The sequence below is a fragment of the Escherichia sp. TW09308 genome (assembly GCF_000208565.1).
In the GTDB taxonomy this organism is placed as follows: Bacteria; Pseudomonadota; Gammaproteobacteria; order Enterobacterales; family Enterobacteriaceae; genus Escherichia; species Escherichia marmotae.
In genome coordinates, this window is record NZ_AEME01000001.1 from 122,852 (window position 1) to 140,929 (window position 18,078).

Annotated in this window: 20 protein-coding genes; 12 read left to right on the forward strand and 8 right to left on the reverse strand. The window is 52.2% G+C overall.

All coding sequences use genetic code 11. From position 1 onward, the window contains the following. Window positions 1-2: 2 nt before the first annotated feature. The 6 genes from cheB (at window position 3) to flhE (ending at window position 5,927) form a co-directional block, all read left to right on the forward strand. Window positions 3-1,052 carry a protein-glutamate methylesterase/protein glutamine deamidase gene (gene cheB / locus ESM_RS0100705; protein ID WP_000036407.1) on the forward strand — a complete coding sequence of 350 codons (1,050 nt, stop codon included), beginning with the start codon at window positions 3-5 and terminating at the stop codon, window positions 1,050-1,052. Window positions 1,053-1,066: 14 nt separating this feature from the next. Beyond that, complete coding sequence (cheY, locus tag ESM_RS0100710) at window positions 1,067-1,456, forward strand: chemotaxis response regulator CheY (protein WP_000763855.1); 390 nt, start codon at window positions 1,067-1,069, stop codon at window positions 1,454-1,456. 10 nt (window positions 1,457-1,466) lie between these two features. Further along, the gene (gene cheZ / locus ESM_RS0100715; protein WP_000983595.1) at window positions 1,467-2,111 is read left to right on the forward strand and encodes a protein phosphatase CheZ; all 645 of its coding nucleotides are present in this window, start codon (window positions 1,467-1,469) and stop codon (window positions 2,109-2,111) included. A gap of 201 nt (window positions 2,112-2,312) precedes the next feature. Further along, a complete protein-coding gene (flhB, locus tag ESM_RS0100720) occupies window positions 2,313-3,461 on the forward strand; it encodes a flagellar biosynthesis protein FlhB (protein ID WP_001278913.1) in 1,149 nt (382 codons plus the stop codon). Then, complete coding sequence (gene flhA / locus ESM_RS0100725; RefSeq protein ID WP_000067990.1) at window positions 3,454-5,532, forward strand: flagellar biosynthesis protein FlhA; 2,079 nt, start codon at window positions 3,454-3,456, stop codon at window positions 5,530-5,532. Before flhB ends, flhA begins: the two co-directional genes overlap by 8 nt. Then, window positions 5,532-5,927, forward strand: a complete 396-nt coding sequence (gene flhE, locus ESM_RS0100730; RefSeq protein ID WP_001257156.1) for a flagellar protein FlhE — start codon at window positions 5,532-5,534, stop codon at window positions 5,925-5,927. Before flhA ends, flhE begins: the two co-directional genes overlap by 1 nt. Window positions 5,928-5,979: 52 nt before the next feature. Here flhE and argS read toward each other — a convergent pair whose 3' ends face one another. After that, window positions 5,980-7,713, reverse strand: coding sequence for an arginine--tRNA ligase (gene argS / locus ESM_RS0100735; RefSeq protein WP_001025346.1), 1,734 nt, complete (start codon window positions 7,711-7,713; stop codon window positions 5,980-5,982). A 215-nt stretch (window positions 7,714-7,928) separates the two neighbouring features. On the opposite strand from argS, the gene ESM_RS0100740 reads away from it, so the two are divergent. Both ESM_RS0100740 and cutC read left to right on the forward strand, forming a co-directional pair. Next, complete coding sequence (locus ESM_RS0100740) at window positions 7,929-8,495, forward strand: VOC family protein (RefSeq protein WP_001516550.1); 567 nt, start codon at window positions 7,929-7,931, stop codon at window positions 8,493-8,495. Window positions 8,496-8,508: 13 nt separating this feature from the next. Continuing rightward, the gene (gene cutC, locus ESM_RS0100745; protein ID WP_001185711.1) at window positions 8,509-9,255 is read left to right on the forward strand and encodes a copper homeostasis protein CutC; all 747 of its coding nucleotides are present in this window, start codon (window positions 8,509-8,511) and stop codon (window positions 9,253-9,255) included. On the opposite strand, the gene ESM_RS1000000128230 is transcribed toward cutC, so the two are convergent. From ESM_RS1000000128230 to ESM_RS0100770, 6 genes are all read right to left on the reverse strand, one after another. Continuing rightward, window positions 9,230-9,460, reverse strand: a complete 231-nt coding sequence (locus tag ESM_RS1000000128230) for a hypothetical protein (RefSeq protein WP_138922586.1) — start codon at window positions 9,458-9,460, stop codon at window positions 9,230-9,232. The two genes, cutC and ESM_RS1000000128230, sit on opposite strands and share 26 nt — an antisense overlap. A 138-nt stretch (window positions 9,461-9,598) precedes the next feature. Next, entirely contained in the window at window positions 9,599-10,570 is a 972-nt protein-coding gene (gene cmoB / locus ESM_RS0100750; RefSeq protein WP_000564751.1) for a tRNA 5-methoxyuridine(34)/uridine 5-oxyacetic acid(34) synthase CmoB, read from the reverse strand. Beyond that, a complete protein-coding gene (gene cmoA, locus ESM_RS0100755) occupies window positions 10,567-11,310 on the reverse strand; it encodes a carboxy-S-adenosyl-L-methionine synthase CmoA (protein ID WP_000019599.1) in 744 nt (247 codons plus the stop codon). The genes cmoB and cmoA overlap by 4 nt, the downstream gene beginning before the upstream one ends. A gap of 40 nt (window positions 11,311-11,350) precedes the next feature. Next, on the reverse strand, window positions 11,351-11,746 hold the full coding sequence (locus ESM_RS0100760; protein WP_000252971.1) for an MAPEG family protein: 396 nt from the start codon (window positions 11,744-11,746) through the stop codon (window positions 11,351-11,353). A gap of 52 nt (window positions 11,747-11,798) precedes the next feature. Further along, window positions 11,799-12,617, reverse strand: coding sequence for a DUF72 domain-containing protein (locus ESM_RS0100765; RefSeq protein ID WP_000639250.1), 819 nt, complete (start codon window positions 12,615-12,617; stop codon window positions 11,799-11,801). After that, window positions 12,614-13,180, reverse strand: a complete 567-nt coding sequence (locus ESM_RS0100770) for a hydrolase (RefSeq protein WP_000891641.1) — start codon at window positions 13,178-13,180, stop codon at window positions 12,614-12,616. Before ESM_RS0100770 ends, ESM_RS0100765 begins: the two co-directional genes overlap by 4 nt. Before the next feature lie 310 nt (window positions 13,181-13,490). Here ESM_RS0100770 and aspS point away from each other — a divergent pair, with 310 nt between their 5' ends. From aspS to ruvC, 4 genes are all read left to right on the forward strand, one after another. Continuing rightward, window positions 13,491-15,263 (forward strand): aspartate--tRNA ligase, encoded by a 1,773-nt coding sequence (gene aspS, locus ESM_RS0100775; protein ID WP_001258665.1) that lies wholly within the window; start codon window positions 13,491-13,493, stop codon window positions 15,261-15,263. Between the two features lie 117 nt (window positions 15,264-15,380). Further along, window positions 15,381-15,833 (forward strand): dihydroneopterin triphosphate diphosphatase, encoded by a 453-nt coding sequence (nudB, locus tag ESM_RS0100780; RefSeq protein WP_010375688.1) that lies wholly within the window; start codon window positions 15,381-15,383, stop codon window positions 15,831-15,833. A 107-nt stretch (window positions 15,834-15,940) separates the two neighbouring features. Further along, window positions 15,941-16,681 carry a YebC/PmpR family DNA-binding transcriptional regulator gene (locus tag ESM_RS0100785; RefSeq protein WP_000907234.1) on the forward strand — a complete coding sequence of 247 codons (741 nt, stop codon included), beginning with the start codon at window positions 15,941-15,943 and terminating at the stop codon, window positions 16,679-16,681. A 34-nt stretch (window positions 16,682-16,715) separates the two neighbouring features. Further along, on the forward strand, window positions 16,716-17,237 hold the full coding sequence (ruvC, locus tag ESM_RS0100790; RefSeq protein ID WP_001516546.1) for a crossover junction endodeoxyribonuclease RuvC: 522 nt from the start codon (window positions 16,716-16,718) through the stop codon (window positions 17,235-17,237). A 1-nt stretch (window position 17,238) separates the two neighbouring features. On the opposite strand, the gene ESM_RS0100795 is transcribed toward ruvC, so the two are convergent. Continuing rightward, window positions 17,239-17,841: a YebB family permuted papain-like enzyme gene (locus ESM_RS0100795; protein WP_001024955.1), complete on the reverse strand. Its 603-nt coding sequence runs from the start codon at window positions 17,839-17,841 to the stop codon at window positions 17,239-17,241. Window positions 17,842-18,078: the final 237 nt, after the last annotated feature.

Genomic DNA, 18,078 nt, shown 5'->3' on the forward strand with positions numbered 1-18,078 from the left:
CGATGAGCAAAATCAGGGTGTTGTCTGTCGATGATTCGGCATTGATGCGCCAGATCATGACGGAAATCATCAACAGCCATAGCGACATGGAAATGGTTGCGACGGCTCCTGATCCGCTGGTCGCGCGTGATTTGATTAAGAAATTCAACCCTGATGTGTTGACGCTGGACGTTGAAATGCCGCGGATGGATGGGCTGGATTTCCTCGAAAAATTAATGCGTTTGCGACCAATGCCGGTGGTGATGGTTTCTTCTCTGACCGGCAGAGGTTCCGAAGTCACGCTGCGCGCGCTTGAGTTAGGGGCGATAGATTTTGTCACCAAACCACAACTGGGTATTCGCGAAGGAATGCTGGCGTATAGCGAAATGATTGCCGAAAAGGTACGAACGGCGTCAAGAGCGAGCCTGGCCGCGCATAAACCGTTATCGCCACCGGCAACGCTGAAGGCTGGCCCGCTGTTGAGTTCAGAAAAATTGATTGCAATTGGTGCCTCAACGGGCGGAACAGAGGCGATTCGTCACGTACTGCAACCGTTGCCACTTTCCAGCCCGGCGCTGTTAATCACTCAGCATATGCCGCCCGGTTTCACCCGCTCTTTTGCTGACCGACTTAACAAGCTGTGTCAGATCGGCGTTAAAGAGGCTGAAGACGGTGAACGCGTCTTACCGGGACATGCCTATATCGCGCCGGGCGATCGGCATATGGAACTGGCGCGCAGTGGCGCGAACTATCAAATCAAAATTCACGATGGCCCGGCGGTTAACCGTCATCGGCCTTCGGTAGATGTGTTGTTCCATTCTGTTGCCAAACAGGCGGGGCGTAATGCTGTTGGGGTGATCCTGACGGGCATGGGTAACGACGGCGCGGCGGGAATGTTGGCGATGCGTCAGGCGGGGGCATGGACCCTCGCGCAAAACGAAGCAAGCAGCGTGGTTTTCGGTATGCCGCGTGAGGCCATCAATTTGGGGGGCGTCTGCGAAGTGGTCGATCTTAGTCAGGTAAGCCAGCAAATGCTGGCAAAAATCAGTGCCGGACAGGCGATACGTATTTAAATCAGGAGTGTGAGATGGCGGATAAAGAGCTTAAATTTTTGGTTGTGGATGACTTTTCCACCATGCGACGCATTGTGCGTAACCTGCTGAAAGAGCTGGGATTCAACAATGTTGAGGAAGCGGAAGATGGTGCCGATGCTCTCAACAAGTTACAGGCGGGCGGTTATGGGTTTGTGATCTCCGACTGGAATATGCCGAATATGGATGGTCTGGAACTGCTGAAAACCATTCGTGCTGATGGCGCGATGTCGGCGTTACCGGTGTTGATGGTGACCGCAGAGGCGAAGAAAGAGAACATTATCGCCGCAGCACAAGCGGGGGCCAGTGGCTATGTGGTTAAGCCATTTACCGCCGCGACGCTGGAGGAAAAACTCAACAAAATCTTTGAGAAACTGGGCATGTGAGGATGCGATTATGATGCAACCATCAATCAAACCGGCTGATGAACATGCCGCTGGCGATATCATTGCGCGCATTGGCAGCCTGACGCGTATGTTGCGTGACAGTCTGCGGGAGCTTGGACTGGATCAGGCGATAGCTGAGGCCGCTGAAGCCATCCCCGATGCCCGCGATCGTTTGTACTACGTCGTGCAGATGACTGCCCAGGCTGCGGAGCGTGCGCTGAACAGTGTTGAGGCGTCACAGCCACATCAGGATGAAATGGAGAAGTCGGCAAAAGCATTAACCCAACGCTGGGATGCCTGGTTTGCCGATCCGATTGACCTTGCCGATGCCCGTGAACTGGTGACCGATACGCGGCAATTTCTGGCGGATGTGCCTGTTCATACCCGTTTCACCAATGCGCAACTGCTGGAAATCATGATGGCACAGGATTTTCAGGATCTCACCGGCCAGGTGATTAAACGGATGATGGATGTGATACAGGAGATTGAACGCCAGTTGTTGATGGTGCTGCTGGAAAACATTCCGGAACAGGATGCGCGTCCGAAGCGTGAAAGCCAGAGTCTGCTTAATGGGCCACAGGTTGATAGCAGCAAAGCGGGTGTGGTAGCCAGCCAGGATCAGGTCGACGATTTGTTGGATAGTCTCGGTTTTTAATTTGTATTGCCTGATATGACGTGACCCGTCGTATCAGGCGGCCGGATGAGACGTTTACACCGCATCCGACAAACGCGGCACCACGCCTGATGTGCTGCGGTAAAAGCCCTAAATCCCGCCTGTTTTGCCCCTTACTCTAACCATTGAACGCTTTCCGCTCTGGCATTATTCACGCTTATCACTATTTCCAGGATTGGCGACGTGTCTGACGAGAGCGACGACAAAACAGAAGCCCCCACACCTCACCGACTTGAAAAAGCACGGGAAGAGGGACAGATCCCGCGCTCCCGTGAGCTAACCTCACTGCTGATTTTGCTGGTGGGCGTGTGTGTTATCTGGTTTGGTGGCGCGTCTCTGGCTCACCGGTTGTCTGGGATGCTCTCCGCCGGGCTGCATTTTGATCACAACATCATCAATGACCCCAACCTAATCCTGGGGCAGATTATTCAGTTAATCAGAGAAGCCATGTTGGCTCTGTTGCCGCTGATTAGCGGCGTGGTGCTGGTGGCACTCATTTCGCCAGTCATGTTGGGTGGTTTGGTATTTAGCGGCAAATCATTACAGCCGAAGTTTTCCAAACTCAATCCGTTACCAGGTATTAAACGCATGTTCTCAGCGCAAACCGGCGCAGAGCTGCTGAAAGCGATACTGAAATCCACTTTGGTCGGCAGTGTGACTGGTTTTTATCTCTGGCATCACTGGCCGCAGATGATGCGCTTAATGGCGCAGTCGCCCATTACTGCAATGGCTAACGCGATGGATGTTGTGGGATTGTGCGCGCTTTTAGTGGTGCTTGGGGTCATCCCAATGGTGGGATTTGACGTCTTTTTTCAAATATTCAGCCACCTGAAAAAGCTGCGTATGTCACGGCAGGACATTCGTGATGAGTTCAAACAAAGCGAAGGCGATCCCCATGTTAAAGGGCGAATTCGTCAGATGCAGCGAGCTGCGGCGCGGCGTCGGATGATGGCCGATGTGCCGAAAGCGGACGTCATTGTTAACAACCCAACTCACTACTCAGTGGCATTGCGATATGACGAAAACAAAATGAGTGCGCCGAAAGTGGTCGCCAAAGGTGCAGGGCTGGTAGCACTGCGCATTCGTGAAATTGCCGCTGAAAATAACGTCCCGACCCTTGAAGCACCGCCGCTGGCGCGTGCGCTGTATCGACATGGCGAAATAGGCCAACAAATTCCAGGCCAACTATACGCCGCTGTGGCAGAAGTACTGGCCTGGGTCTGGCAACTGAAACGCTGGCGTCTGGCCGGTGGGCAACGCCCTGTACAACCCACACATCTTCCGGTGCCGGAAGCCCTGGATTTTATCAACGAGAAACAGCCCCATGAGTAATCTGGTCGCAATGCTGCGCCTACCCGCAAACCTGAAATCGACACAATGGCAGATCCTTGCCGGACCGATTTTGATCCTGTTGATCTTGTCGATGATGGTGCTGCCACTGCCCGCATTCATTCTCGACCTGCTGTTTACCTTCAATATTGCCCTGTCGATCATGGTGTTGCTGGTGGCGATGTTTACCCAGCGCACGCTCGAGTTTGCCGCGTTCCCGACCATCCTGCTGTTTACCACGCTGTTGCGTCTGGCGCTCAACGTGGCTTCAACCCGTATCATTTTGATGGAAGGTCATACTGGTGCGGCGGCGGCGGGGAAGGTCGTTGAAGCGTTCGGTCACTTCCTCGTTGGCGGTAACTTTGCAATCGGCATTGTGGTATTCGTCATCCTCGTGATCATCAACTTTATGGTTATCACCAAAGGTGCCGGGCGTATTGCGGAAGTGGGGGCGCGCTTTGTTCTCGACGGTATGCCGGGTAAACAGATGGCGATTGATGCCGACCTCAACGCCGGATTGATTGGTGAAGATGAGGCGAAAAAACGTCGTTCCGAAGTGACCCAGGAAGCCGATTTTTACGGCTCAATGGACGGGGCGAGTAAGTTTGTTCGTGGTGATGCTATTGCCGGGATCCTCATCATGGTCATTAACGTCGTCGGCGGATTGCTGGTCGGCGTGCTGCAACATGGCATGAGCATGGGCCATGCGGCAGAAAGTTATACGCTGTTGACCATCGGTGATGGCCTGGTGGCGCAAATCCCGGCGCTGGTTATTTCTACCGCTGCGGGGGTCATCGTCACGCGTGTCAGCACCGATCAGGATGTTGGCGAGCAGATGGTGAATCAGCTTTTCAGTAACCCCAGAGTCATGTTGTTAAGTGCCGCAGTACTGGGGTTACTTGGTCTGGTGCCAGGAATGCCAAACCTGGTATTTTTACTGTTCACGGCGGGACTGCTGGGGCTGGCGTGGTGGATCCGTGGACGCGAACAAAAAGCGCCTGCCGAACCGAAGCCGGTAAAAATGGCGGAGAATAATGCCGTTGTTGAAGCGACGTGGAACGATGTGCAACTGGAAGACTCGCTGGGAATGGAGGTGGGGTATCGGCTGATCCCGATGGTTGATTTTCAGCAGGATGGCGAGTTGCTGGGGCGTATTCGCAGTATTCGTAAGAAATTTGCCCAGGAGATGGGCTTTCTGCCACCGGTGGTGCACATTCGCGACAATATGGATCTGCAACCTGCCCGTTATCGTATCCTGATGAAAGGCGTTGAAATTGGTAGTGGCGATGCCTATCCGGGGCGCTGGCTGGCGATCAACCCGGGGACAGCCGCCGGAACATTACCCGGCGAAGCGACGGTCGACCCGGCGTTTGGTCTGAATGCTATCTGGATCGAAAGCGCGCTAAAAGAACAGGCGCAGATTCAGGGATATACCGTGGTTGAGGCCAGCACGGTGGTCGCAACGCATCTTAACCACCTCATTAGCCAACATGCCGCCGAACTGTTTGGTCGTCAGGAGGCGCAGCAGTTACTGGATCGCGTCGCCCAGGAGATGCCAAAGCTAACGGAGGACTTAGTTCCTGGCGTCGTCACGCTCACCACGCTGCACAAGGTGCTACAAAACCTGCTTGATGAAAAAGTGCCGATTCGCGATATGCGCACCATCCTCGAAACGCTGGCGGAACATGCGCCCATCCAGAGCGATCCACATGAATTAACCGCCGTCGTCCGCGTGGCGCTTGGTCGGGCGATTACCCAGCAATGGTTTCCCGGTAAAGATGAAGTTCACGTTATTGGCCTGGACACGCCGCTGGAGCGTTTGCTGTTACAGGCATTGCAGGGCGGGGGCGGGCTGGAGCCTGGACTGGCGGATCGTTTGCTGGCACAAACTCAGGAGGCATTATCCCGTCAGGAGATGCTGGGCGCGCCGCCAGTGCTGTTGGTGAACCATGCGCTGCGGCCATTATTATCTCGTTTTCTGCGCCGTAGCCTGCCGCAACTGGTGGTGCTTTCGAATCTCGAACTCTCTGATAACCGCCAAATCCGTATGACGGCGACGATTGGCGGCAAATAATGAGGAGCTTATTAGCTATTTTGTTGTTTCCTATGCTTGTGCAGGCTGCCGGGGAGGGCATGTGGCAGGCAAGTAGCGCGGGCGTGACGCTAAATCATCGTGGTGAATCGATGTCGTCAGCGTCTCTGACTTCGCGACAACCGGTTTCAGGATTGGTGACGCTGGTGGCCTGGCGTTATCAGCTTATCGGCCCGACACCTGTAGGGCTGCGCGTGCGCTTGTGTTCGCTATCTCGTTGTGTCGAATTAGACGGGCAGAGCGGGAGTACGGTGGCATTTACCGGCGTACCTGCGACAGAACCGTTGCGCTTTATCTGGGAAGTTCCAGGCGGTGGGAGGTTAATTCCGCCGCTGAAGGTGCAGCGTAATGAAGTGATTGTGAATTATCGGCGGTGATAAAAAAGCCGATGTCCGTAACTGCGACATCGGCCTTTGACACATAACGCGATTACATACGCTCTACAGTCTCAATACCCAGCGTATCCAGACCCAGTTTCAGCGTCTTCGCGGTCAGTTGTGCCAGTTTCAGACGGCTGTTACGCACTTCTTCGTTTTCTGCGCTGAGGATCGGGCAGTGCTCGTAGAAGCCAGAGAACAGACCAGCCAGATCGTACAGGTAAGCACACATCACGTGCGGTGTACCTTCACGGGCAACCACCGTGAGGGTTTCTTCAAATTGCAGCAGGCGAGCGGCCAGTTGCGCTTCACGATCCTCACGGATGACAACCGGAGCCGCAGCCAGTTGATCTTCGTTAATTTCCGCTTTACGGAACACGGACAGCACACGGGTGTAGGCATACTGCATATACGGCGCAGTGTTACCCTCGAACGCCAGCATGTTGTCCCAGTCGAAGATGTAGTCGGTAGTGCGGTTTTTGGAGAGATCCGCGTATTTCACCGCGCCGATACCGACCGCATTGGCCAGTTTTTCCAGCTCGTCGGCTGGCATATCCGGGTTCTTCTCAGCCACCAGACGACGCGCGCGTTCCAGTGCTTCATCCAGCAGATCTGCCAGTTTCACCGTACCGCCAGCGCGGGTTTTGAATGGTTTACCGTCTTTACCCAGCATCATGCCGAACATGTGGTGTTCCAGCGGTACGGATTCTGGTACATAACCTGCTTTGCGTACGATTGCCCATGCCTGCATCAGGTGCTGATGCTGACGAGAGTCGATGTAATACAGCACGCGATCGGCATGAAGAGTTTCATAACGATACTTCGCACAGGCGATATCGGTAGTGGTGTAGAGATAGCCACCATCTTTCTTCTGAATGATAACGCCCATCGGCTCGCCTTCCTTGTTCTTGAACTCATCAAGGAATACAACGGTCGCGCCTTCACTTTCTACTGCCAGACCTTTGGCTTTCAGATCTGCCACGATACCCGGCAGCATCGGGTTGTAGAGGCTTTCGCCCATCACATCATCGCGAGTCAACGTTACGTTCAGACGATCGTAAGTGATCTGGTTCTGCGTCATGGTGATGTCGACCAGTTTGCGCCACATTTCGCGGAAGTATTCGTCACCGCTTTGCAGTTTTACCACGTAGTTACGTGCACGTTCGGCAAACTCTTCATCTTCGTCGTAATGCTTTTTCGCATCGCGGTAGAAACCTTCGAGATCTGCCAGCTCCATTTCACCGGCGTTTTCCTGCTGCTGTTTTTCCAGCCACGCAATCAGCATACCGAACTGGGTGCCCCAGTCACCGACGTGGTTAGCGCGAATTACGTTGTGACCGAGGAACTCCAGGGTACGCACAGCCGCGTCACCAATGATGGTGGAACGCAGATGCCCTACGTGCATCTCTTTTGCCACGTTTGGCGCGGAGTAGTCCACCACAATGGTCTGTTTTTCTGGTGTAGCAACACCGAGACGATCGGACGCCAGCGCCTGCTGAACATGTTCAGCCAGGAATACCGGATCAAGGAAAATGTTGATAAAACCTGGGCCGGCGATCTCAACTTTACTGGCGATACCGTTAAGATCCAGATGAGTCAGCACCTGCTCTGCTAATTGTCGCGGTGCCATACCCAGTTTTTTAGCAACTGCCATCATGCCGTTAGCCTGATAGTCGCCGAACTGAACTTTTGCTGACTGACGAACCTGCGGTTCGCAATCCGCAGGCGCGCCTGCCGCAATCATGGCCTGACGGACTTTTTCTGAGAGAAGAGCCTGAATATTCACCGGAATACCTTACATTGATGAAGCGAGCGAGAATTGCCCGCACCAGTTAAAGAAATTAGGGCGGGAGTATACTGCAAATGGCTGTTTTCGTCAGCAACGTGCGCGTGGCGTATTGCCGTTTTCACTATTGCACCGGGGACTGCGCGAAATCAGCAGTTGGTTGGCGCAGGGCAACAAGGTAAATTAACGCTTTTGCTGAAAGACGAAGAGTGATTATGGCTAACTGGCAATCTGTCGACGAGTTGCAGGATATTGCAACGGATTTACCGCGATTTATCCACGCATTAGACGAACTTTCCCGTCGTCTGGGGCTGGATATTACTCCGCTGAATGCCGATCACATTTCCTTGCGTTGTCATCAAAACGCCACCGCTGAACGCTGGCGTCGTGGGTTTGAACAGTGCGGCGAACTCCTGTCAGAAAATATGATCAATGGCAGACCGATTTGCCTGTTTAAATTGCATGAACCGGTACAGGTTGCTCACTGGCAGTTTTCGATAGTTGAGTTACCGTGGCCTGGGGAAAAACGTTACCCGCACGAAGGCTGGGAACATATCGAAATCGTTCTGCCTGGTGATCCAGAGACACTGAACGCCCGTGCACTGGCATTACTTTCTGATGAAGGGCTTAGTCAGCCGGGGATCTCGGTTAAAACCAGTTCGCCAAAAGGTGAGCATGAGCGATTACCCAATCCAACGCTGGCCGTCACCGACGGTAAAACCACGATTAAGTTTCATCCGTGGTCCATTGAAGAGATCGTCGCCAGTGAGCAGTCGGCGTAATTAAGGAGTAAAAATGGCATTACTGGAAATTTGCTGTTACAGCATGGAGTGCGCGCTGACGGCGCAGCAAAACGGTGCCGACAGAATAGAGCTGTGTGCGGCACCGAAAGAAGGTGGCTTAACGCCGTCGCTGGGCGTGCTGAAGTCTGTGCGTCAGCAGGTTACTATCCCTGTGCATCCGATTATCCGTCCTCGCGGTGGCGATTTTTGCTACAGCGACGGCGAGTTTGCCGCCATTCTTGAGGACATCCGCACAGTACGCGAATTGGGATTTCCTGGACTGGTGACGGGGGTTCTGGATGTTGACGGTAATGTCGATATGCCACGAATGGAAAAAATAATGGCGGCTGCCGGTTCGCTGGCCGTCACTTTTCATCGCGCCTTCGATATGTGCGCTAACCCTTTAAATGCACTGAATAATCTTGCGAAATTAGGCATTGCCAGGGTGCTGACATCGGGGCAAAAATCAGACGCGCTGCAAGGTTTATTAAAAATTATGGAACTTATTGCCTATGGTGATGCTCCAATCATCATGGCCGGAGCTGGAGTTCGTGCAGAAAACCTGCACCACTTCCTCGATGCCGGAGTGCTGGAAGTCCATAGCTCCGCGGGAGCGTGGCAAGCCTCACCGATGCGTTATCGTAATCAAGGATTGTCCATGTCATCAGATGCACTCGCGGACGAGTATTCGCGTTATGTCGTAGACGGGGCGGCGGTTGCTGAAATGAAAGGAATCATTGAACGCCATCAGGCCAAATGATTTTTACCGTTGCATCATGTCGCCCAATATGATGCTTGCTCGTACCAGGCCCCTGCAATTTCAACAGGGGCCTTTTTTTATCCTTGATCAGTATAAAAAATGAACCTGAAGGCAAAGACAAAATGGCGTGGCTGATCAGGCGCATAAGAAGTAAATAGCGCCCGGAAACGGGCGCTAAATTGCAGATAAAGTGTGCTTTATTCATGCCGGATGCGGCGTGAACGCCTTATCCAGCCTGCAAATTTGTGCAAATTTAACATATTGCAGGAGACGGGTAGGCCTGATAAGCGTAGCGCATCAGGCGGTTTTGGCGTTTGTCATCAATCCAGCGCTCGGAAACGGGTTACGGCTTACGCGCAATCAACACCGCGCGTTTAGGCGCAGGATAGCCTTCTACCGTTTTACTCGGATCATGCGGGTCGAGGAAATCAGACAAAGACTCGGTGACCATCCACTCGGTGCGGCGCTGCTCTTCTGTCGTCGTGACGCTCACGTCCGCAATGCGGATATCAACAAACCCACACTTCTTCAGCCAGTTTTTCAGCGCCAGTGCTGATGGAATGAAATAGACATTACGCATTTGCGCGTAACGATCGCCTGGCACCAGTACTGTGTGCTCATCGCCATCAACAATCAGCGTTTCCAGCACCAGTTCGCCTTCATTCACCAGTTGATCTTTTAACTGCCACAGATGTTCCAGCGGTGAGCGGCGATGGTACAGCACGCCCATCGAAAAGACGGTATCAAAGGCTTTCAGCGCCGGAAGTTGTTCAATACCTAACGGCAGCAGATGCGCGCGCTGATCGTTACCTAACAACTTACGCACCGCTTCGAACTGGCAGAGAAAAAGTTGCGTAGGGTCAATCCCCACCGCCAGATGCGCGCCTGCGCCAATCATGCGCCACATGTGATAACCGCTGCCGCAGCCAACATCGAGGATCGTGCGCCCGGTCAAATCAGAGAGATGCGGCAGAACACGATCCCATTTCCAGTCAGAACGCCATTCGGTGTCGATGTTAACGCCATACAGCGAGAACGGCCCTTTACGCCACGGCATCAGGTTGCGCATCAGTGTTTCAATGCGTTTAATCTGCCCGGCACTCAGCGGCTCTTTGCTTTCCGCCGTTACGCTATGCAGTAAATCAAGACGATACGGTTTAATTTCGGGCAGAAATTCCACCGCATTGGACCACTGTTTAAACAGACCGTGCTGCTGTTCACGTTGCCAGTTGGCAATCTGTGCAGGGAGGGTTTCCAGCCAGTGCGAAAGATGATTTTTGGCAATCAGAGAATAAAAGTTACCAAAGTCGATCATGCAGCGTCCTCTGCTTTCAATGCCACCAGTGAGCCAAAGTTAAAGCACTGGAACCATAACTCGCTATGTTCAAATCCGGCTTTATGCAGGCGTGCTTTATGGGTTTCCACAGAATCGGTCAGCATCACGTTTTCTAACATGCTGCGTTTTTGGCTGATCTCCAGCTCGCTGTAACCGTTGGCGCGTTTAAAATCGTGGTGCATGTTGAACAGCAGTTCACCGACTTTGGCATCTTCGAAACTGAATTTTTCCGAAAGCACCAGCGCACCGCCAGGATTCAGTCCTTGATAAATTTTATCCAGTAATGCCTGACGTTCAGAAGGCTCAAGGAATTGCAGGGTAAAATTCAGTACCACCATCGACGCGTTTTCAATGGCAATATCGCGAATATCACCCTCGATTACTTCTACAGGTGTTGGCGCTTTATAGGCGTCGATATGGCGACGGCAGCGTTCAATCATCGCCGGGGAGTTGTCGATGGCGATAATTTTACAATTATCATGATGAATATTGCGACGCACCGAGAGCGTCGCCGCGCCCAAAGAACAGCCCAGATCGTAAACCTGCGTACCAGGTTGTACGAAGCGTTCGGCCAACATGCCAATCATTGAAATAATATTGGAATAGCCGGGAACGGAACGCTGGATCATATCCGGGAAGACTTCGGCTACCCGTTCATCAAAGGTCCAGTCGCCCAGTCTGGCGATAGGGGCAGAAAATAACGTGTCGCGGTGAGACATAACGTAAAAATCCGGGAAAAAGAAAGTGGCGTATTGTGCGCTAACGCAGGGAGAAAACCAACTCCCAGGGCATATACCAAAGATTCGCCAGCACCATCAGCAACAGCGCACACCAGGTGGCGCTCATGCCGGAACGCCGCCAGCGAAACAGACGGTGATGAAAACCGTAATAATGCATCAGACGCCCGGCAAGCAGAACAATGCCGCAAATATGTACCATCCAGGTTTCTGCGCCATTCATTTCCATAAACAGCATCAATACAATCGCGATGGGAATATATTCCACCGCGTTACCGTGAATGCGAATGGCGCTTTGCAGTTCGCTAAAACCGCCGTCACCATAGGCAACGCGATATTGCATTCGCAGGCGAACAACATCAAAAGAGAACTTCATTAATAACAACGCACCTAAAACGGCATATAGCGCGCTTACCATACAAACTCCCTTTAAAATGGCCGATGGCTCCTGTCTATGATAGGTGGCAATTTCAGAAAAGAGAAGATTGCTGTGGAATAGCCGGAACTGCTCCGATCTCTGGAAGTGTCTTACGTAAGTCTTCCCAAAGGGTATGTACCAGTTCCGGTGCCTGGGCAATATCTGGCGTATGTAAAAAAAGATAAGGCGTGGTGGTCTGGTGCCACTGTGCTAATTTTTGTAACCAGACCTGAAATAATTCCCGATTTTGCGTCATATCATCGCTGCCGATAAAACGGATCAGTGGGTTTGTCGCTGTTAATACGGCATGAACCGGAACTTTGGGCTTTTTCCGTTGCGCGTCGCGAATGGCTTCATTATGCGGACGCGCTGCATGAACCGGACGGCTGTCTAAAATCACCCGATTAACGCCGCGCTGATGCAAACCGCGATTAAGCGTTTGTTCCTCTACCTCTTTGGCAAAAAACAGCGGATGACGAACTTCCACACCATAGGTAAATTCGCGAGGAAGGGAATCGAGAAAGTGCCACAGTGCAGACAGATCCCGGGGGCCAAATGTGGCGGGCAGTTGCAGCCAGTATTGCCCAATGCGCGGCGCTAACGGTGACATGCGGGTTAAAAATTCTGCTACTAAATCATCGCAATGTCGCAATGCAGCCTGGTGCGAAATGGTCGCCGGAAATTTAAAACAAAAACGAAAATCATCGCTGGTTTGCTCGCGCCAGCGCAGAACCACTTCCGGCTTTGGCAGAGCATAAAGGGTCGTGTTGCCCTCCACGCAGTTAAAATGGCGGGCGTACTCTTCCAGGCTGGAGATCCCCAACCGCACCCATTTTGGATGCGACCATTGCGGCAGACCGATATAAATCATAACGCGTTGAGGATCTCTTCCACGCGACGCACACGAGCAATGCGCGGGTAGATATGGTTGATGCTGTTGTTGTGCTGTTCGGTACTGGCGGCGCTACAGGCGTCTTCAGCGATCACCAGATTAAACCCTAACTCCCACGCGTTACGGGCGGTGGACTCAACGCCGATATTGGTTGAAATCCCACACAAGACAATGGTGTCAATGCCACGACGGCGTAATTGCAACTCCAGATCCGTACCGTAAAACGCACCCCATTGACGTTTAATGATTTCAATATCGCTGTCAGTTGCACCTAACGCCGCAGGATGCCGCCACCAGTTCTCCGGCAACGTTTTGGCAGGCGAAGGCGCATCAACCGGCTGTTTCAATGCTTCGGCATAATCGGCAGACCAGCCGACGCGCACCAGAAATACGGACTGTCCGTTTGCGCGAAATTTCGCCGCCAGTTTTCCGGCGCGATTAACAACATCTTCGGCAGTATGTGGGCCACCGGCAAAAGGCAAAATGCCTTCCTGTAAATCAATCACCACCAGCGCAGTGGTTTTAGCATTAAGCTCAAGCATGATCTCTCCTGATAAAACAAAATCGTACCTCTCACCTTAATGCGATTAGCCGATGGCAGGATGACAAATTTTGTTAATTTTTATGTGTTCAGGCAACACCTTTATAGCAAACAAGGGTAGAGTCTGATTCCAGGCCTGATATAAAGTGGTAACGAGTCGTTCCAGAGCGGGCCAGGCTCTTACGGTGCGGCAGAATTTCCAGTATAATAGCCGCCTTTTTTCATTCAGTTGTGACATACAGCTAACGCTGCGACTTAGGTCACCTGCGCAGCAGGGGACATCCGCCGGCAGCTAAGTTAAGGGATATCTCATGCGTACAGAATATTGTGGACAGCTCCGTTTGTCCCACGTGGGGCAGCAGGTGACTCTGTGTGGTTGGGTCAACCGTCGTCGTGATCTTGGTAGCCTGATCTTCATCGATATGCGCGACCGCGAAGGTATCGTGCAGGTATTTTTCGATCCGGATCGTGCGGACGCGTTAAAGCTGGCCTCCGAACTGCGTAATGAGTTCTGCATTCAGGTAACGGGCACCGTGCGTGCGCGTGACGAAAAAAATATCAACCGCGATATGGCGACCGGCGAAATCGAAGTGCTGGCGTCTTCGCTGACCATCATCAACCGCGCAGACGTTCTGCCGCTTGACTCTAACCACGTCAACACCGAAGAAGCGCGTCTGAAATACCGCTACCTCGACCTGCGTCGTCCGGAAATGGCTCAACGCCTGAAAACGCGCGCTAAAATTACTAGCCTGGTGCGCCGTTTTATGGATGACCACGGCTTCCTCGACATCGAAACTCCGATGCTGACCAAAGCGACGCCGGAAGGCGCACGTGACTACCTGGTGCCGTCTCGTGTGCACAAAGGTAAATTCTACGCGCTGCCGCAGTCTCCGCAGTTGTTCAAACAGTTGCTGATGATGTCCGGTTTCGACCGCTACTATCAGATCGTTAAGTGTTTCCGTGACGAAGACCTGCGTGCTGATCGTCAGCCTGAATTTACCCAGATCGATGTGGAAACTTCGTTCATGACCGCGCCGCAAGTGCGTGAAGTCATGGAAGCCCTGGTACGTCATCTGTGGCTGGAAGTGAAGGGCGTAGATCTGGGCGATTTCCCGGTAATGACCTTTGCGGAAGCTGAACGCCGTTATGGTTCTGATAAACCGGATCTGCGTAACCCGATGGAACTGACCGACGTTGCCGACCTGCTGAAATCCGTTGAGTTTGCGGTATTCGCGGGGCCAGCGAACGATCCGAAAGGTCGTGTTGCTGCTCTGCGAGTTCCGGGCGGGGCATCGCTGACCCGTAAGCAGATCGACGAATACGGTAACTTCGTCAAAATCTACGGCGCGAAAGGTCTGGCTTACATCAAAGTCAACGAACGCGCGAAAGGTCTGGAAGGTATCAACAGCCCGGTAGCGAAATTCCTCAACGCTGAAATCATCGAAGCCATCCTGGATCGTACCGCCGCACAAGATGGCGATATGATTTTCTTCGGTGCCGACAACAAGAAAATTGTTGCCGACGCGATGGGCGCACTGCGTCTGAAAGTCGGTAAAGATCTTGGCCTGACCGACGAAAGCAAATGGGCACCGCTGTGGGTTATCGACTTCCCGATGTTTGAAGACGATGGCGAAGGCGGCCTGACGGCAATGCACCATCCGTTCACCTCACCGAAAGACATGACTGCCGCCGAGCTGAAAGCGGCACCGGAAAATGCGGTGGCGAACGCTTACGATATGGTCATCAATGGTTACGAAGTGGGCGGTGGCTCTGTGCGTATCCATAATGGTGATATGCAGCAGACGGTGTTTGGCATTCTGGGTATCACCGAAGAAGAACAGCGCGAGAAATTCGGCTTCCTGCTCGATGCCCTGAAATATGGTACGCCGCCGCACGCAGGTTTGGCATTCGGTCTTGACCGTCTGACCATGCTGCTGACCGGCACCGACAACATCCGTGACGTTATCGCCTTCCCGAAAACAACGGCGGCAGCGTGTCTGATGACTGAAGCCCCGAGCTTTGCCAACCCGACTGCACTGGCTGAGCTGAGCATTCAGGTTGTCAAGAAGGCTGAGAATAACTGATATGAATAAAATACACGAAATCATTTGCGGTGCATCGAGGCGGCAACTGAGTGAACTCCCATGAGCATAGATAACTATGTGAATGGGATGAGCGAAAGCAGCCAACGAAGAGGCAGCGTGAAGGATAAAGTGTATAAGCGTCCCGTTTCGATCTTAGTGGTCATTTACGCACAAGATACGAAACGGGTGCTGATGTTACAGCGGCGTGACGATCCTGATTTCTGGCAGTCGGTAACCGGCAGTGTGGAGGAGGGTGAAACCGCGCCGCAAGCTGCTATGCGCGAAGTAAAGGAAGAGGTCACCATTGATGTTGTTGCTGAACAACTGACCTTAATTGACTGTCAGCGCACGGTAGAGTTTGAAATTTTTTCACATTTGCGTCATCGCTATGCGCCGGGCGTGACGCGTAATACGGAATCATGGTTCTGTCTTGCGCTACCACACGAGCGCCAGATTGTTTTTACTGAACATCTGGCATACCAATGGCTTGATGCGCCCGCTGCGGCGGCGCTTACTAAGTCGTGGAGCAACCGACAGGCGATTGAACAATTTGTAATTAACTTAGCCTGAGAAGGCGTATACACAAAATCCTTCGAGCTGTATCAAGGTGGTAAACGAGAGCCGCTAACGCAGGCAGCCTGAAGGATCAAGTGTATAGTTATTTTGGAGATATTTTTATGGCAGGTCATAGTAAATGGGCCAACACCAGACATCGTAAAGCTGCGCAGGATGCTAAGCGCGGTAAAATCTTCACTAAAATCATTCGTGAGCTGGTGACCGCAGCTAAACTGGGTGGTGGCGATCCGGATGCTAACCCGCGTCTGCGTGCTGCCATTGATAAAGCACTGTCTAACAACATGACCCGTGACACCCTGAACCGCGCAATTGCACGTGGTGTGGGCGGTGATGATGATGCGAACATGGAAACCATCATCTACGAAGGTTACGGTCCTGGCGGCACTGCAATCATGATTGAATGTCTCTCTGACAACCGCAACCGTACCGTTGCTGAAGTGCGTCACGCATTCAGCAAATGTGGTGGCAACCTCGGTACTGACGGTTCCGTGGCTTATCTGTTCAGCAAAAAAGGTGTGATCTCCTTCGAGAAAGGTGACGAAGACACCATTATGGAAGCGGCGCTGGAAGCAGGTGCTGAAGACGTTGTGACCTATGATGACGGCGCGATTGACGTTTACACCGCATGGGAAGAGATGGGTAAAGTACGCGACGCTCTGGAAGCGGCAGGTCTGAAAGCAGATAGCGCGGAAGTATCTATGATCCCGTCAACCAAAGCTGATATGGATGCAGAAACCGCACCGAAACTGATGCGTCTGATCGATATGCTGGAAGACTGCGACGACGTGCAGGAAGTTTACCATAACGGTGAGATCTCTGATGAGGTTGCAGCGACCCTCTGATGAGGCCGGCTAAACAACAAAACGGAGACGCGTGATGGCGATTATTCTCGGCATTGACCCGGGTTCACGCGTTACCGGTTACGGCGTTATCCGCCAGGTGGGCAGACAACTGTCCTACCTGGGTAGCGGATGCATACGCACCAAAGTGGATGATTTACCGTCTCGTCTGAAGCTCATTTATGCGGGCGTGACGGAAATCATCACCCAGTTCCAGCCAGATTATTTCGCAATCGAACAAGTCTTTATGGCGAAGAACGCCGATTCTGCCCTGAAACTGGGGCAGGCGCGTGGTGTGGCGATTGTGGCAGCGGTGAATCAGGAATTGCCGGTATTTGAGTATGCCGCTCGCCAGGTAAAGCAAACCGTGGTGGGTATTGGCAGTGCCGAGAAAAGCCAGGTGCAGCATATGGTTCGCACCTTGCTGAAACTTCCCGCTAACCCGCAGGCAGACGCCGCTGATGCGCTGGCAATTGCCATCACCCACTGCCATATCAGTCAGAATGCGATGCAGATGAGCGAATCGCGGCTGAATCTGGCTCGCGGGCGACTGCGTTAAATTATACTGCCTCGGTCAGTTCAGGCTGAGGCGTATCTACTCCTTCGGCATGAATCAACACCAGACCCGGATGATGCCACAAACTCGCTGGCGTTACGGTTTTTCGCGCCCACGGAATTGAGCCTAAAAACCAGAATTTCCAGAAAGTAAGTTTTGCATGTGGATTGCTGTGTAATAACTCTTCAAAAGTTTCTATCTCGCCTACCGGAATACATAATGCTTCTTTATAAATATCAAAGACAAACTTTGAGCAGAACTGGCGAGATGACTCATATTTAAACCCGGTGTGATAGAGCTTGCGCAGTCGAGAGGGAACCTGTTCTATCAGCCTTTGTTTTTGCTGTTCTGTCAGCCCTGCACCTAATCGCTTTACGGCATAGCGTTGGTGAGAAGAACGTTTAATAAAATGGGACAGTGTGGTGATGGTGGAGAGGGGAACACGGCTTTCTGCGACCAGAAAATCATCGCCGTCATGACCGATAATGATCCCGACGTGATTACTCCAGCAATTCGATGCGGCAGAAATTTGGCCGAATAATGCGGCACCTATACATGTAAATACAATATCACCAGTTTCATATTCAGCAGGATAATTAATATTCACTTTATCATTCCATCGAAATAAATTTGAATATGTTTAATAACATAAAATCTTTTTTATCGCAGGTATAGTCAAGTTTATTTTTTTTTGGTCTTTTACCTGAATATTTAATATATAAAATATTTGCTTTCAATATGACCTGGAGAATGAATTATGCAGTGACAATTCTCCGTTCATCGAGACGCCTCGCAATTTTTCTGCATCCTTCGCTGGATATCTATCCAGCATTTTTTTATCATA

Bases quoted from the DNA above. Each gene is read 5' to 3' on its own strand.
- cutC (WP_001185711.1), top strand. From the start codon at position 8,509: ATGGCATTACTGGAAATTTGCTGTTACAGCATGGAGTGCGCGCTGACG.
- ESM_RS0100765 (WP_000639250.1), bottom strand. From the start codon at position 12,617: ATGATTTATATCGGTCTGCCGCAATGGTCGCATCCAAAATGGGTGCGG.
- ruvC (WP_001516546.1), top strand. From the start codon at position 16,716: ATGGCGATTATTCTCGGCATTGACCCGGGTTCACGCGTTACCGGTTAC.
- cheB (WP_000036407.1), top strand. From the start codon at position 3: ATGAGCAAAATCAGGGTGTTGTCTGTCGATGATTCGGCATTGATGCGC.
- flhE (WP_001257156.1), top strand. From the start codon at position 5,532: ATGAGGAGCTTATTAGCTATTTTGTTGTTTCCTATGCTTGTGCAGGCT.
- ESM_RS1000000128230 (WP_138922586.1), bottom strand. From the start codon at position 9,460: ATGAATAAAGCACACTTTATCTGCAATTTAGCGCCCGTTTCCGGGCGC.
- cmoA (WP_000019599.1), bottom strand. From the start codon at position 11,310: ATGTCTCACCGCGACACGTTATTTTCTGCCCCTATCGCCAGACTGGGC.
- cmoB (WP_000564751.1), bottom strand. From the start codon at position 10,570: ATGATCGACTTTGGTAACTTTTATTCTCTGATTGCCAAAAATCATCTT.
- flhA (WP_000067990.1), top strand. From the start codon at position 3,454: ATGAGTAATCTGGTCGCAATGCTGCGCCTACCCGCAAACCTGAAATCG.
- ESM_RS0100760 (WP_000252971.1), bottom strand. From the start codon at position 11,746: ATGGTAAGCGCGCTATATGCCGTTTTAGGTGCGTTGTTATTAATGAAG.
- ESM_RS0100740 (WP_001516550.1), top strand. From the start codon at position 7,929: ATGGCTAACTGGCAATCTGTCGACGAGTTGCAGGATATTGCAACGGAT.
- cheZ (WP_000983595.1), top strand. From the start codon at position 1,467: ATGATGCAACCATCAATCAAACCGGCTGATGAACATGCCGCTGGCGAT.
- aspS (WP_001258665.1), top strand. From the start codon at position 13,491: ATGCGTACAGAATATTGTGGACAGCTCCGTTTGTCCCACGTGGGGCAG.
- cheY (WP_000763855.1), top strand. From the start codon at position 1,067: ATGGCGGATAAAGAGCTTAAATTTTTGGTTGTGGATGACTTTTCCACC.
- ESM_RS0100785 (WP_000907234.1), top strand. From the start codon at position 15,941: ATGGCAGGTCATAGTAAATGGGCCAACACCAGACATCGTAAAGCTGCG.
- ESM_RS0100770 (WP_000891641.1), bottom strand. From the start codon at position 13,180: ATGCTTGAGCTTAATGCTAAAACCACTGCGCTGGTGGTGATTGATTTA.